This is a genomic window from Reinekea sp. G2M2-21, from assembly GCF_015687175.1.
GTDB lineage: Bacteria > Pseudomonadota > Gammaproteobacteria > Pseudomonadales > Natronospirillaceae > Reinekea.
Genome location: NZ_JADPQG010000001.1, coordinates 1,829,884 through 1,843,638, shown reverse-complemented (window position 1 = coordinate 1,843,638; position 13,755 = coordinate 1,829,884). Strand labels below are relative to the sequence as shown.

Sequence of the window (13,755 nt, the reverse complement as noted above, 5' to 3'; positions counted from 1 at the left end):
ACCGATGAAAGGTATTGGAACAGACATTGTACAAATTTCTAGAATTCAGGCATCTTTTGAAAAGCAAGGAGAGCGCTTTGTAACCCGAGTACTGTCGGTGTCTGAACAGGCTGTTTTTGCGAAACGAGGCTATTCAATGGCGTTTCTGGCCAATCGTTTTGCGGCCAAGGAAGCCATTGCCAAAGCCTTGGGTACAGGCATCGCTAAAGGTGTGACCTTTGCAGATATTCAGATCATCCCTGGACCAATGGGTGAGCCACAGGTCACATTAAGCAATGTTGCGCTGACACGATTGCACGAGCTTGGAGCCAAGGAAGTCAAAGTGACACTCAGCGATGAACAGGATTATGCCGTCGCATTCGCTGTTCTGCTGTAAACCGGGTAGCAGCCTGCACGTTAATATCCTGAGTCGGAAGTTCGTTTAGTTTCAGAGCTAATAGGAAGCGATATTACAAGGCGCTCTTAGTAGAGAATATCGAGATCTTTTCAAGAAGAGCAACGCCGTAATAGTGTTTTCCATGAGCTCTCTTCGGGCGCGACATTCAAGCTCTCTGGTGTCGTTCTGTCTCTTGCCAATGGAACAACCATCGACTGCGGGACGCGGCTCGCAATAGAGCTTGAATGGCATGCTGAATACATGCGAACTTCTAACTCAGGACACTAGGCTTAAACTTTAACGGACTTATTTTTATTTTTAATTTGATAGGCGTAAACCTTAACGGCCTGTTCAAAATTGCGATCGATGTTGTTTTCAGCTGACCAGTGCTGCACGTTTTCAATCTCGTCATTTAAGATAAACAACGCATCCTCCAGCATCGAATAAAAGCCTTGTTTTAACAATGACTCGGTGTGCATGGCGGTAACCCTAAGGCGCGGAACGCCGCAGTAGTGCGTCGCTCCATGGAGTCTATGCACCAGTTCCAGCAGAGCTTTATAGTCCCCTTGTTGGTACAGTTGGTTGATCTGTTGCTGATCTTTGGCCAGCGTGTCAATGAGCATGCTGAACATATCTTTTGCGAGGCTCAGTTTGCCATTGGCTTTTTCCAGGCCACTCACCAGATCGACTGTCGGTAACTCAGATAATTGTTGGGCATCCAGTTCCGGAGCCGGTTCATTTGCTTCAGCCGAGGATTCGAACTTGTGCTCGGAGGACTGCAGCGTCGCGCCGGTCCATTTAAACAGCGTTCGCTGTAGCTGGTCTTCATCAATGGGCTTAGCAAGATAGTCATCCATGCCAGCATCCAACATCGCTTCACGTTCATCAGCCAAAGCGTGCGCGGTAAGGGCGATAATCGGTACGTGGCGATTGCTGGCTTCAGTCCGTCGGATATGTCGGGTGGCCGTTAGACCGTCCATGTTCGGCATCTGAATATCCATAAAGATAAGGTCAAACTGTTCTCGTTGGGCCATGTTGACGGCTTCCTCGCCGCCAGAAGCACCTTTTACGACCACGCCCAGTGAATCAAGTAAAGTAACGATGAGCTTGAGATTGGCTGGATTATCATCGACCGCAAGTACATTAATGGTGGATTTCATATGCCCCAGGCGTAACTCTCCGCGTTGAGTCGAATAGTCACCTTCCGGTTCAATGATACGGATCAGGGCTTGGTAGAGTTCTGCTGAGCGGATCGGCTTAGTCAGGTAGAAATGGGCACCCTGTTCGAGCATGCGAGCATTGATGTCCTCGTCACTGGAGTTGGATATGACCAGTGTCGGGCATTCCAAATCACGATCGATTGTCAGCAGTGTACGGTACAGTTCATCACTTCGCTGTTGACCATCAACATCCATAATAGCCAGTTGCGGGCGTGGTTCTGGGTTGGTTTTCAAATGCTCTGCCAATTGCGCGGCCGAGTCAAACTCGATGACTCGGGCTCCCCAGCTTTCAATTTGATGTCGGACCGACAAGCGCGTCATTTCACGGTATTCAATAATCGCGACAGTATGATTTTCTAGGCCCTTTAACTTAGGCGGTTGTTGAACAGCAGGCGCGACCTCAGCACGAATGTTAAACCAGAATGTAGATCCTTCGCCTTTTTTGCTTTCCAGGCCGATATCGCCGCCCATCTGTTCAACCAGACGCTTGGAAATAACCAGTCCGAGCCCAGTGCCGCCAAATTCGCGAGCTGTCGAGGAATCCGCTTGAGAAAAGGCCTGAAAGAGAGCTTTTTGTTGGGTTTTGCTCAGTCCAATCCCGGTGTCAGTCACACTGACCCTGACGGTAACTTTGTTTCCCTGTTGTTGCTCTATCATGGTTCGGATGACCACACTGCCTTCGCTGGTAAACTTAATCGCATTGCTGATCAGGTTGGTCAGTACCTGCTTCAGTCGAAGTGGATCAAAAATCAACTGTTCAGGGACATCGGCAAAAAATAAAGAAACGACTTCCAGGTTTTTGGCTGACGATGCTGGGTCCAGCATCGTCAGAACTTCTTCAATGACTTCACGTAAGTTAGTGCTGCGGTTATCGAGCATCAATTTTCCAGCTTCGATTTTGCAAAAATCCAATACATCGTTGATGATCGTCAGCAATACCTGAGACGAAGACATGATGGTGCCTACATAGTCTTCTTGTTTACGCGTCAAATTTGATCGTCCCAATAATCGGGCAAAACCAATAATGCCATTCAAGGGTGTACGGATTTCATGGCTCATGTTGGCGAGAAACTCTGTTTTAACCTGATTTGCCGTTTGCGCTTCGCGACGAGCCATATCCAATTCAATGTTCTGGATTTCGATTGTCTCCAGCGTTTCACGCAGGTCCAGAGTGGCCTGTTCGACGCTGTTCTGCATATCGTTGTAGGCATCTTTGATGGTTTCGGCCATCGCGTTAATGCCGACCTCAAGAGCCCGTAATTCACCTTTTGATTTAACAGGCACGCGGGATTCAAGATTTCCTTCTCGTATTTCCACGACCGTCCGTATCATGTTTTGTACGGGATTAATGATTTCCCGATTCAAATACAAGGCGACACCGCTGATGATGAGCAGTGAGACCATCAACAGGGCGATGTTGCGTAAGATTGACTGATAGTGGCACAACTTGGTGTTGGCATAGTCAAATTCGACTTCCACCCAGGCTATCGGGCGGGGAGATGGCAACCTGGATTGCAAATCATCTGGAGAAAAGATCGGCACTAGATAGCGATAGCTTAAATCACTTCGGTAAACCCTTGTCTCACGGGTGTCACTTATCGAGATTGGGTAAGATGGCCCCAGTGGATTTGGACCGTGTAAAGACCATTCGCTGGCAGAAGCCGTAAATAATCGTATTGAGCGGGCATCAGGCTCGTTCAGTGTGCGGCGAATTAACGCATCTAATAACGGTTCCTGCACGGCGGCGACTGGGCTGGACAGTGTGTCTGCAAGTCGATTGGCAACGGCTTCTGTACGTTGCTCAAAGGCAGCTGTTTGGTTGTCTATATCAATTTTGGTAAACCAGCTAACGGCCAATAGTCCGAGAATCAGTGCTGGGATAAGAGAGATATAAAGCAGTCGATTTTGTAAGCCAATTGAATTCATACGGAGCCTGTTTGCCGCCTTGAAAGCCGTCGATTAAGGATCAGCGTTATAGCGGCGAGTAGTAAAGAGTTTTTTGGGTTTGCCTGATCTGCATTATGACGCAAAAGAGCGGATTTTTGTCGAAAAACTGAGGGTTCCGATGAACAGATTCGCTGAATAGGAGTCTATTCAGTCATATATATCGTCATACTCTAAATAAAATTTTTTATAAACGAACGTTATTATTTCTGGCAGTTATAAGAAGGTACAATAGCGGCCATTGAGAATTCTGGAGACATTATGAGTGAATTTCCTACCGTTGAGGATTTTATCGGCCACACGCCATTGGTTCGCTTGCAACGAATCAATCCAAATCCCAGCAACACGGTGCTATTGAAACTGGAAGGTAACAATCCCGCGGGGTCGGTTAAGGACAGGCCCGCTTTGAACATGATATTGCAGGCCGAGCGGCGGGGCGATATCAAACCTGGAGACAACCTGATTGAAGCGACAAGCGGCAATACCGGAATTGCGTTGGCCATGGCCGCGGCGATTAAGGGTTATAAAATGACGTTGATCATGCCTTCGAATCTGTCTGAAGAGCGCCGGGCCAGTATGCGCGCCTACGGCGCTGATATCATCTCGGTATCGCAGGATCAAGGTATGGAATACGCTCGGGATCTGGCTCTATCGATGCAGGCGTCCGGGCAGGGCAAGGTGTTAGACCAATTCAGCAATCCAGATAATCCAGAAGCTCACTACCTGACCACTGGCCCGGAAATTTGGCAGGACTCGCACGGGAAAGTGACACATTTTGTTTCAGCAATGGGTACAACCGGTACCATTATGGGGTGTTCGCGCTATCTGAAAGAGCAAAACCCAGATATACAGATTGTTGGGTTACAGCCAACTGAAGGCTCTCAAATACCCGGTATTCGACGCTGGCCTAAAGCCTATATGCCGAGCATTTTTGACGAGGCTCGGGTCGATTCAGTTATCGATATGGACCAGAGTACCGCTGAGGCGACCATGAAACGCTTAGCCACCGAAGAAGGTATATTCGCCGGTGTCAGTTCAGGCGGTTCAGTAGCGGGTGCTTTGTTGTTATCTGAACAGGTGAATAACGCGGTTATCGTAGCGATTGTGTGCGACCGGGGTGATCGCTATTTATCGACTGGGGTGTATAACCGCTGATGCGCCGTAACTCACCAAAGTCGAATAAGGCAGCAAAAATTCCGTCGACGGTCAACCTGGAGATTACCCGATTCAGCCATGATGGTCGTGGTATCGGACATGTCGATGGCCGGGTTGTCATGGTATTCGGCGCAGTCCCAGGTGAACAATGTACGGTGGCGCTGGAACAGGGCAATTCAAAGCTGTGGCAGGGGCGTGCTGTTAAAATCAGCCACAATAGCGAGTACCGTAGTGAACCTCTGTGTCGTTTGTATGGCCAATGTGGTGGGTGTCAGCAACAACATCTGTCGCATGCGACTCAAATAAGTTTGAAAGAACAGACCATTCGTGACCATTTGAGTCGACAGCAATTCACTGTTCCGGAACTGGAACCAGCCTTGCGCTCTGAACCCTATGGTTATCGTCATCGTGCGCGCTTTCATCTCTCCAGGTCTGGCCAAGTTGGGTTTCACGCCAGTAAAGGCCATGAAGTCGTGCCAGTTCAGCATTGTCCGGTTCTGATCGAACCAGTGCAGTTGGCTTTGAAAACACTTGCTGCCAAGGCCCCGGTTAAGGGCGTAAAGCAAGTTGAACTGGTTGTTGATGATTATGATCAGATCGGTTTGGCGGTCATCGAGGCGACTTTGGTGGCTAAGCAGGCTGTAGAAGCCTGGGCGCGTGAACAGGGGTGGGCAGTAGAGCAACCTCTGTCTTATCGGTCAGGGTCTCATCGGGTTACCGCGGCACCCGGAGAATTTACTCAGGTCAATCGATCCGTTAATGAACGAATGATTGTGCAATTAGCCCATTGGCTCAGGCTAACGCCGAATGATCGTTTAGTGGATCTATTCTGTGGCAACGGCAATATCAGTCTAGCCTTGTCGGATAAGGTACAGAGCGTTTTTGGCGTTGAATCTAGTGTGAGTGCAATACAGCAGGCAAACGACGCAAAGGGGGACAAAACTCAAGCGCGTTTCGTCGCCGAAAACCTGTTTACAACGCTTTTACAAGATGTCGCCGGCTTAACGGAATTCAACGCAAACGTTGTGATACTGGACCCTCCCAGGGCTGGTGCTGAAACTGTTTGCCGAAACATGGATGCCATCGTGGGTGCAGAGCGTCTATTGTATGTGTCTTGTGACCCTGCAACGATGGCGCGTGATTTAAAACATCTGGTAAATCAACATTGGCACTTGAGAAAAGTGGGTTTGATCGATATGTTTCCCCAAACGCGTCATATTGAAACGATGGCGTTGTTGGAAAAGTAACCAAAGAGAAGAAATCCGTGAAAGTACGTGAAGATCAACCTGTCTTTAGCGACGGAACGGTCGACCTGGAAGCCTGGTTGGCGAGAGTTGAAAGCAAAACAGCGATTGTGGACGAAGAAGAATTGCTTCGGGCTTGTCGCATTGCGCGTACCGCTGAACAAGAAGCGGATCACCGAGCGAATGAGTGGGGTGAAAACACGTCTGCTTTCAAAACCGGATTGGAAATGGCCGAGATTCTGGCCGATCTTGGCTTGGATCAGGATGCTCTGGTTGCCGCTGTGCTCTACCGAACGGTTCGTGAAGAAGAATTGGACGTCGAAACAGTAAAAGACCAGTTCGGACCGAAGGTTGCCAACCTGATCAGTGGCGTTATGCGCATGGCCGCCATCCATCATCAGCAGAAATCCACAAAAGTTAGTGTCTTTGGTCAAAATGAGACCCAGGGCGAGGCGGTTCGTAAAATGTTGGTCGCCATGATCGACGACGTTCGGGTTGCTTTAATCAAGTTAGCCGAACGGACATGCGCTATCCGCGCTGTCAAAAAAGCACCGGCTGCGCGGCGTTATAAAGTAGCCCGTGAAGTATTTGATATCTATGCGCCGTTGGCACACAGGCTCGGCGTTGGGCACCTGAAATGGGAGTTAGAAGATCTCGCGTTCCGCTATATTGAACCGCAAGACTACAAAAAAATAGCCAAACTGTTGGATGAAAAACGTCTGGATCGCCAAGAGTACATTCAGAAAGTTCAGAGTTTGATTTCGCATGAAATTGAAGAAGCTGGGATTACCGCGCAAATTCAGGGCCGGGCAAAACACATTTATTCAATTTGGCGGAAGATGAAGCGTAAAAATATTACCTTCAGTCAGGTTTACGATATTCGGGCATTTCGGATATTAGTTCCACAAGTACGTGATTGTTATTCCGTGTTAGGTATCGTGCATTCTTTATGGCGTCATATTCCCCGCGAGTTTGATGACTACATTGCCTCGCCCAAACAGAACGGATATCGCTCATTGCATACCGCCGTCATCGGACCGGAAGGCAAGGTCGTTGAAATTCAGATTCGTACTCAGGAAATGCATGACGATGCCGAACTGGGTGTTTGCGCTCATTGGCTTTATAAGGGAACCGATGCGAAAAAAGCGTCTCAGTCTCGCGGCTATGAGGAAAAGGTATCCTGGTTGCGGCAAGTGCTGGAATGGCACGACGAGCTTGGTGGCATTGACGAAATGGTGGAAGAGCTGGGTGTCGATGTTACGGTAGATCGGATATACGTATTAACGCCGGATGGTCACGTTGTAGATCTTGCTTCCGATGCCACCCCAATTGATTTCGCTTACAAAGTTCACACCGACATAGGCCATCGTTGCCGAGGTGCTAAAGTAAATGGTCGCATAGTGCCATTAAATACGGCACTCAAAATAGGTGACCAGGTTGAAATTATGACCGGTAGCGATCCTAGCCCAAGCCGAGATTGGTTGAATGCTGATCTCGGGTATGTGAGATCGTCTCGTGCTCGGGCAAAAATTAAGCATTGGTTCAAATCTCAGGATTGGGATATCAACGTCCGTGATGGTCGGGAAATGCTGTTGCGAGAGTTGCGACGCTTTAATATCGCCAATGTCGATATGAAACAATTGGCACAATCTGTCAATTTCAATGACGAAGACAATATGTTCGCGGCGCTGGGTGCGGGTGATATTCGATTGATGCACGTCGTACACCACGCCGAAGATATTGCAAACCCGCCAAAAGAAAAACAGATTCAGTTTAAGGAAGCCAAGCAGCAGAATCACACCAGTGATCTGGTTATTCAAGGCGTCGGTAATTTGCTCACGACCATCGCTAATTGCTGCAAACCCGTGCCGGGCGATCCAGTTGTCGGGTTTATCACCGTGGGACGTGGCGTGTCAATTCACCGAGACGATTGTGTGAATTTGCTACAGCTGAAGTCAAAAGAACCGGAACGAATCATCGATGTATCCTGGGGTGGTCAGGTCCGAACAACCTATCCGGTGGAGTTGCTGATATTAGCTTACGACCGTACCGGTTTGTTAAAAGATTTGATGACCGTGTTGGCGAATATTGGTGTCAATATTATCGGTATGAATACAGCCTCCAATAAATCGAATAATTCTGCAGAAATGACAATCACCGTCGAGGTTGAAGACTTGCAATCGTTGAGTCGCATCATGGCACTGTTGTCCAAGGTCCCGAACGTGGCGGATGTGCGTCGAGTCTATACCAAGAGTGTTCACTAGAGATGACGCGTCGTTATACCTTTGAAGATCTAAAATACCTGATGTCCCGATTGCGAGACCCGGTAGATGGTTGTCCTTGGGACATTAAGCAAGACTATCGTTCAATTGTTCCGCACACACTGGAAGAAGTCTACGAGGTTATAGATACCATAGAGCGTGAAGATTTTGCACACTTGTCGGAAGAACTGGGCGACCTGTTGTTCCAGGTTGTGTTTTACGCGCAGATCGCAAAGGATGATGAAAAGTTTACTCTCGACGATGTTATTCATGGCCTGGTCGCTAAGCTTATTTACCGTCACCCTCATGTCTTTCCTGAGGGTGTTCTGGAAGATCGATGGCAACATCAAAGACCAAGTGATGCTCAGATCAACCAACAGTGGGATGCATTGAAAGCCGAGGAAAAAAGTACGCTTAGCAAGTCTGTTTTACACGATGTGCCCAAATCGTTGCCAGGATTATTAAGGGCAAAAAAACTACAGGGTAAAGCCGCGAAAGTTGGCTTTGACTGGCCGGATATTGATCAGGTTATTGAGAAAGTGCATGAAGAACTCGATGAGTTGAAAGCCGCCATTAAAAATGGTCGTCAACGTGACATAGAAGACGAGCTGGGAGACCTGCTTTTTGTGCTGGCCAATATTGCCCGTCATACTGGTGTCGACCCGGAACAGGCCGTTCGTTCGACCAACTCCAAATTTGAATCGCGCTTTGGTTATGTCGAAAAATGTGTCCATCACAGTGGAAAACCCTGGCAAGAATTTACGTTGGCCGAGCTCGATCAATTCTGGTCGCAAGCGAAAAGGAAAGAGCGTGAATGAGTTGGGTAATAAGAGACTATCGCAAGGAAGACTTGCTTGGTTGTGTGCAGGTTCTGGAGTCAAATCTGCCTGACTATTTTGCAGAACACGAACGTGATGAATTCATTGATGATCTGCAATCGCGAGAACGTCTGTCTGAAGATAAGCAGTGGCCATATTTTGTTCTGGCCTCCGGTTCTCGAATATTGGGTTGTGCAGGGTATTGTGTCGATCAACAATACACAGCTACCTTGATCTGGGGAATGGTGACTCGAGAATCTCATGGTCAAGGCTTGGGGCAGGCTTTACTCAATTACCGAATTCTTCATATGTTGGGCAAGGTGCGTAAAGTAGCTTTAGACACCACGCCACGCTCTTTTGGTTTTTATCAGAAACAGGGCTTCGTAAGAACCGGATTTGTCGAGAATGGCTATGGTGAGGGCCTGGATAAAATCCTGGCCCAGTTGGATTTAACGGTCAAATGACCGTCAGATCAGATGAGAAACTATTTCTGACAACATTCCAAAATCAGCGAACCTATTGAATAGCCCGCACCAAAAGAACAAATCAAGCCAATTTCACCCGGTTTAAAGTCTTTGTGGTAGAGACTGAACGCGATAATAGAACCCGCGGAAGCAGTGTTGCCGTAACGATCCAACACCACAGGTGCTTCGTCTGCTGTGGCATTACGTCCCAGCAGTTTCTTGGCAATCAATAAGTTCATGTTGATATTTGCCTGATGTAACCACCAACGACGGACCACGCCGTTGTCGAGACCGAGTTCGGCAAGATGACTCGTCATATGCTCAGCGGCCATTGGGCAAACTTCTTTGAAAACTTTTCGACCTTCCTGATGAAACAGATTGTTCACGCCAAACGCTTCAACATCGGCCGCGCGAGCCAAGTGACCAAAATTTGAACGAATATTGTTGGAGTAGCTGGTCACCGCTTTTGTCCCTAGTATTTTAAAATACTGGTCGCTTTGCACATTCGCTTCGTCTTCAATAACCATGGCTGTGGCGACATCACCGAAAATGAAATGGCTGTCCCGGTCGGCATAATTCAATTGAGGTGTAACCAGTTCAGGGTTAATGACCAGTACTGCTCTTGCCGTTCCAGAGCGAATCATTTCATAAGCCCGCTGCAAGGCAAAGGTTGCTGCTGAACAGGCAACCAACATGTCAAATCCGAACCCGACAATGCCCAACGCATGCTGCACTTCAATAGCAATTGCAGGATAGGCTCTTTGCGTATAGGCACAACTGACAATGACCGCGTCTATTTGATCGGAGGATTTACCTGCATCGTCCAAAGCCAGCTTTGCGGCGGCTACGGCCATTTCAGCCTGTTGTGATATGTCGTTGTCACTGCGTTCCGGGATATTTGGTCTCATACGATTCAGATCGAGAATGCCTTCTTTTTCAAAGACAAAACGATGTTTGATTCCACTGGCTTTTTCGATAAAAGCCGCATCGGATTTGGCCAAAGGTTCGAGCAGTCCATCCGCAATGGCATCCGCATTTTCTTCATTGAAACGGTCGGCATTCCTGTTTAATACGTCGACTAATTCTTCATTACTGACGGAATAAGGGGGATTCCAGACACCAGAACCACTGATAACTACGTTAGGGAAGTGCGACATCAAAATAATCTCTGTTTAGTTTTTATTAATGCAGTGTAACAAAGCACGGAAAAGGTGCATTAAAAAATCCAATCGATTTTTAATCGTAACTGGCGATTCTCGGACCTATTCGTTATGCTTTAGATGTCTATAGCAAGCCTGTGAGTACTTATGAAGCATCATTTTTCGCTTACTTTTAAAGTAGCCGAGCGTCAAGCAGTCGATGTTGATGAAGTTGCCAGTCAACTCTCCGGTAGCGATTTTCATGTCGAACCCGGCCCATTATCCGGGACCGAATTCAGTGTGCACTTTGAACGTGAAGGTGACCACGCGGCAGACTTGTTAAGTTACGCACGTGAGCAGGTTTTAAATGCCGTGCCTAATGCTGAGCTTGTATCTATGGATATGTCTGAAGAGCCCCCAATGAATGGCGCTGTCGACGATATAACCAAGCTTGTGATTCGTGCCTGTCAGGTTTTTGAGGATCCTGAGTTGGCGCATGCCTGGCTTAATCGGCCACAGGAGTTGTTGAATGGAACAGTTCCCAAGTTATTGATGGCCAGTGCAGAAGGTCGTACCCGGGTATCGCGGGTGTTGACGACACTTGAATCCAAAAAAGAATAGTCAGATTTGGGTTGTAAAGGCGCTTGGTTTTTTCGACCGGCGTTTTTACCTCCGTCACATAGGTATTCGATAAATCGTATTCTTCCAGCCAAGCCGCACGATTTTTTTGAGCCGTCAACATCTATTCCGTTGAATAGCATCATTTTACTTTACATTCGTTATTAATTTCCGATAGTAGTGTTCGCCATCTCCTTGTCTGCGCAATCGTCAGCTTAACGATCATTCAGTGCATTCCGTCAACCCGGAGCCACAAATGGGGGGAGATACATGAAAAAAAATAAAAATAAGAGAGAAGTCCGATGATTATTTTATACGCGATCCCCGTATTTATGTTGTTGATCGTCCTCGAAGCACTCGTGGACTGGCGTAAAACAACTGGATATTACCGTTTCAATGACGCAGTTGGCAGCCTCAGTACCGGAATGCTCAACCGGACCATGGACTTCGTTACACTCTATGTCAATTGGGCCGCCTACAGTGCCTTGTTTGCTTATTTCTCATTTTTTCAGTTGGAGCAATCGCCCATTATTTGGATTGTGGCTTTTATTGTTTATGACTTTTTTTATTACTGGTCCCATCGTCTGGATCATGTGTTCTCCATTTTCTGGAACGCACATGCGGTCCATCATCAGAGTGAAGAGTTCAATCTAACCACCGCATTACGGCAACCGTTTTCCGGATTTGTAAAAGGTTCGCTGGTTTATATGCCAATGGTTTTTTTAGGATTCAATCCCGCCTTAGTGGCTGTGGTTGGCTCGTTTAATTTAATTTATCAATTCTGGGTCCACACCCGTTTTGTCCCCAAACTGGGTTTTGTTGAGTGGATTATGGTTACGCCTTCGAATCATCGCGTGCATCATGGTATGAACGATCGCTATATTGATAAGAATTTTGGCGGTGTGTTCATTTTATGGGATCGGCTGTTTGGTACGTTTCAAGAGGAGCTCCCCGACGATCCCGTCGTATTTGGTGTCCGTAAGCCACTGAATAGCTTTAATCCTTTTTACGCGAACTTTCAGATTTATGGGCAGATGCTTAAGGATATGTGGGTTGGGCGTAGTCTTCGCACGACAATAGAAATACTGATCAGCCGGACGGGTGTCCGCCCGTCTATTGTTAACGAGCGCGCTCCAATGCCGCGCTTGAACATGCAGAACTTCCATCCGTATAACCCAAACTGTTCAATGTCGGGGAGATGGCAGGTTTGGAGCCAATTATTGTTTGCCTTGGGATATACGGTTTGGTTTCTGTTATCTGTCGATTTGCAAAATTTCACGGTTGCATTGCTGCATTTTTTTCCATTGGGATTGGTATTGTTGAGTATGAACTTCATACTGGAAGGACGTCCTCTGGGCTGGTGGATAGAGGCCTTTCGATTGAGTTATATCTTGCTGATCAGTGTCTGGGTACCCGTGCTTTGGCCAGAAAACATATCTGTTCTTTATTCAATAGCAGCGGGCATCTATTGGGGATTCTGTTTTTACTTTCAAAAAAGGAATTTTACCGTCATTTCAGAGTCCAATACATGACCTGTCATACCCTGTGAGGCTAGGTGTATCTTTGAAAATTTTAATCTTGGGCTTTCTCACCGCCATTGCTTTTGCCTTAAACAGTATATTGGGGCGTGCTGCGTTAGCCGGTCAGTGGATAGATCCCTACCTGTTCACGGTGATCCGCTTGTGTTCCGCTGCTGCGGTGTTAAGTGTTGTGCTTTGGGTGCAGAAACGGCCGGAAAAAATCGAAAATTTCCGCTGGAAAACGACCCTGTATCTATTGTTGTATGCGTTTGCCTTTTCCATTGCCTATGCGTATGTCAGTAGTGCGACAGGCGCACTCATTCTCTTCGCGACAGTCCAGTTTATTATGATCGGCTACGGGTTATATCAGGGGCAACGGTTATCCATGCCAGAATGGAGTGGCGTTGTATTAGCCATCGTCGGATTTTTGGTATTGGTCTTACCGGGCGTGAATCAACCATCTTTGCTGGGTTTTGTGCTAATGGTGATCGCAGGTGTCGGCTGGGCGTTGTTCTCCATTTCAGGCTTGGCTTCGTCTGACGCCATATTGGATGTGGCGCAAAGCTTTATTTCAGCTGTGCCGATCAGCTTAATCGTTGCTTTAGTTTTTGTTGGAGTAGGAGAGCCTAATGTGACTGCCTTCGGCGTTATTCTTGCCTTGTTAAGTGGCGTTTTCGCGTCGGGGTTGGGGTATTGTATTTGGTATCTGATGTTACCGTTAATTACCTCTGTTAGCGCTGCGGTCTTTCAATTGCTGGTTCCGGTCCTGGTCGCTTTAATGGGCGTGCTTTTACTGGGTGAGTCGTTCGGTACGCGTTTTTATATCGCTTCATTTATGGTTCTCATTGGGCTCAGTGGCTATGTTTGGGCCCGTCATCGGCGAACGAAGCAGTAGCAAAGTATAGGACCAACGGCTTTCTATTCTCTATTGTTGATATAAGCGAAATAATGCGGATGTTGAGCTGGCAATAATGCAGGTTTACTGCGTTAGTCAAT

Annotated in this window: 11 protein-coding genes; 9 read left to right on the top strand and 2 right to left on the bottom strand. The window is 47.5% G+C overall.

Annotation, left to right across the window (positions count from 1 at the left end):
* Positions 1–4 precede the first annotated feature (4 nt).
* Positions 5–376 carry a holo-ACP synthase gene (acpS, locus tag IYN85_RS08400; protein WP_196158350.1) on the top strand — a complete coding sequence of 124 codons (372 nt, stop codon included), beginning with the start codon at positions 5–7 and terminating at the stop codon, positions 374–376.
* Between the two features lie 290 nt (positions 377–666).
* Here the strand turns inward: acpS and IYN85_RS08395 are convergent, their stop codons facing one another.
* Entirely contained in the window at positions 667–3,522 is a 2,856-nt protein-coding gene (locus IYN85_RS08395; protein WP_196158349.1) for a response regulator, read from the bottom strand.
* A 279-nt stretch (positions 3,523–3,801) separates the two neighbouring features.
* Between IYN85_RS08395 and cysM the strand changes: the two genes are divergently transcribed.
* From cysM to IYN85_RS08370, 5 genes are read left to right on the top strand one after another with little or no spacing between them, the layout of a single operon-like run.
* A complete protein-coding gene (cysM, locus tag IYN85_RS08390) occupies positions 3,802–4,695 on the top strand; it encodes a cysteine synthase CysM (protein WP_196158348.1) in 894 nt (297 codons plus the stop codon).
* A complete protein-coding gene (locus IYN85_RS08385) occupies positions 4,695–5,942 on the top strand; it encodes a class I SAM-dependent RNA methyltransferase (RefSeq protein WP_196158347.1) in 1,248 nt (415 codons plus the stop codon). Before cysM ends, IYN85_RS08385 begins: the two co-directional genes overlap by 1 nt.
* A 17-nt stretch (positions 5,943–5,959) precedes the next feature.
* Positions 5,960–8,203 carry a GTP diphosphokinase gene (gene relA, locus IYN85_RS08380; RefSeq protein WP_196158346.1) on the top strand — a complete coding sequence of 748 codons (2,244 nt, stop codon included), beginning with the start codon at positions 5,960–5,962 and terminating at the stop codon, positions 8,201–8,203.
* Between the two features lie 2 nt (positions 8,204–8,205).
* Positions 8,206–9,018 (top strand): nucleoside triphosphate pyrophosphohydrolase, encoded by an 813-nt coding sequence (mazG, locus tag IYN85_RS08375; protein ID WP_196158345.1) that lies wholly within the window; start codon positions 8,206–8,208, stop codon positions 9,016–9,018.
* Positions 9,015–9,482 (top strand): GNAT family N-acetyltransferase, encoded by a 468-nt coding sequence (locus IYN85_RS08370; protein WP_196158344.1) that lies wholly within the window; start codon positions 9,015–9,017, stop codon positions 9,480–9,482. Before mazG ends, IYN85_RS08370 begins: the two co-directional genes overlap by 4 nt.
* A 20-nt stretch (positions 9,483–9,502) precedes the next feature.
* On the opposite strand, the gene IYN85_RS08365 is transcribed toward IYN85_RS08370, so the two are convergent.
* Positions 9,503–10,639: a beta-ketoacyl-ACP synthase III gene (locus IYN85_RS08365; RefSeq protein ID WP_196158343.1), complete on the bottom strand. Its 1,137-nt coding sequence runs from the start codon at positions 10,637–10,639 to the stop codon at positions 9,503–9,505.
* Between the two features lie 150 nt (positions 10,640–10,789).
* On the opposite strand from IYN85_RS08365, the gene IYN85_RS08360 reads away from it, so the two are divergent.
* From IYN85_RS08360 to IYN85_RS08350, 3 genes are all read left to right on the top strand, one after another.
* On the top strand, positions 10,790–11,242 hold the full coding sequence (locus IYN85_RS08360; RefSeq protein WP_196158342.1) for an MbcA/ParS/Xre antitoxin family protein: 453 nt from the start codon (positions 10,790–10,792) through the stop codon (positions 11,240–11,242).
* A gap of 299 nt (positions 11,243–11,541) precedes the next feature.
* On the top strand, positions 11,542–12,771 hold the full coding sequence (locus IYN85_RS08355; protein ID WP_196158341.1) for a sterol desaturase family protein: 1,230 nt from the start codon (positions 11,542–11,544) through the stop codon (positions 12,769–12,771).
* Between the two features lie 31 nt (positions 12,772–12,802).
* Positions 12,803–13,654, top strand: coding sequence for a DMT family transporter (locus IYN85_RS08350; protein ID WP_196158340.1), 852 nt, complete (start codon positions 12,803–12,805; stop codon positions 13,652–13,654).
* Positions 13,655–13,755 lie beyond the last annotated feature (101 nt).

Excerpts from the sequence above, each read along its gene's own strand:
- acpS (WP_196158350.1), top strand. The coding sequence starts at position 5 with ATGAAAGGTATTGGAACAGACATTGTACAAATTTCTAGAATTCAGGCA.
- IYN85_RS08395 (WP_196158349.1), bottom strand. The coding sequence starts at position 3,522 with ATGAATTCAATTGGCTTACAAAATCGACTGCTTTATATCTCTCTTATC.
- cysM (WP_196158348.1), top strand. The coding sequence starts at position 3,802 with ATGAGTGAATTTCCTACCGTTGAGGATTTTATCGGCCACACGCCATTG.
- IYN85_RS08385 (WP_196158347.1), top strand. The coding sequence starts at position 4,695 with ATGCGCCGTAACTCACCAAAGTCGAATAAGGCAGCAAAAATTCCGTCG.
- mazG (WP_196158345.1), top strand. The coding sequence starts at position 8,206 with ATGACGCGTCGTTATACCTTTGAAGATCTAAAATACCTGATGTCCCGA.
- IYN85_RS08370 (WP_196158344.1), top strand. The coding sequence starts at position 9,015 with ATGAGTTGGGTAATAAGAGACTATCGCAAGGAAGACTTGCTTGGTTGT.
- IYN85_RS08365 (WP_196158343.1), bottom strand. The coding sequence starts at position 10,639 with ATGTCGCACTTCCCTAACGTAGTTATCAGTGGTTCTGGTGTCTGGAAT.
- IYN85_RS08360 (WP_196158342.1), top strand. The coding sequence starts at position 10,790 with ATGAAGCATCATTTTTCGCTTACTTTTAAAGTAGCCGAGCGTCAAGCA.
- IYN85_RS08355 (WP_196158341.1), top strand. The coding sequence starts at position 11,542 with ATGATTATTTTATACGCGATCCCCGTATTTATGTTGTTGATCGTCCTC.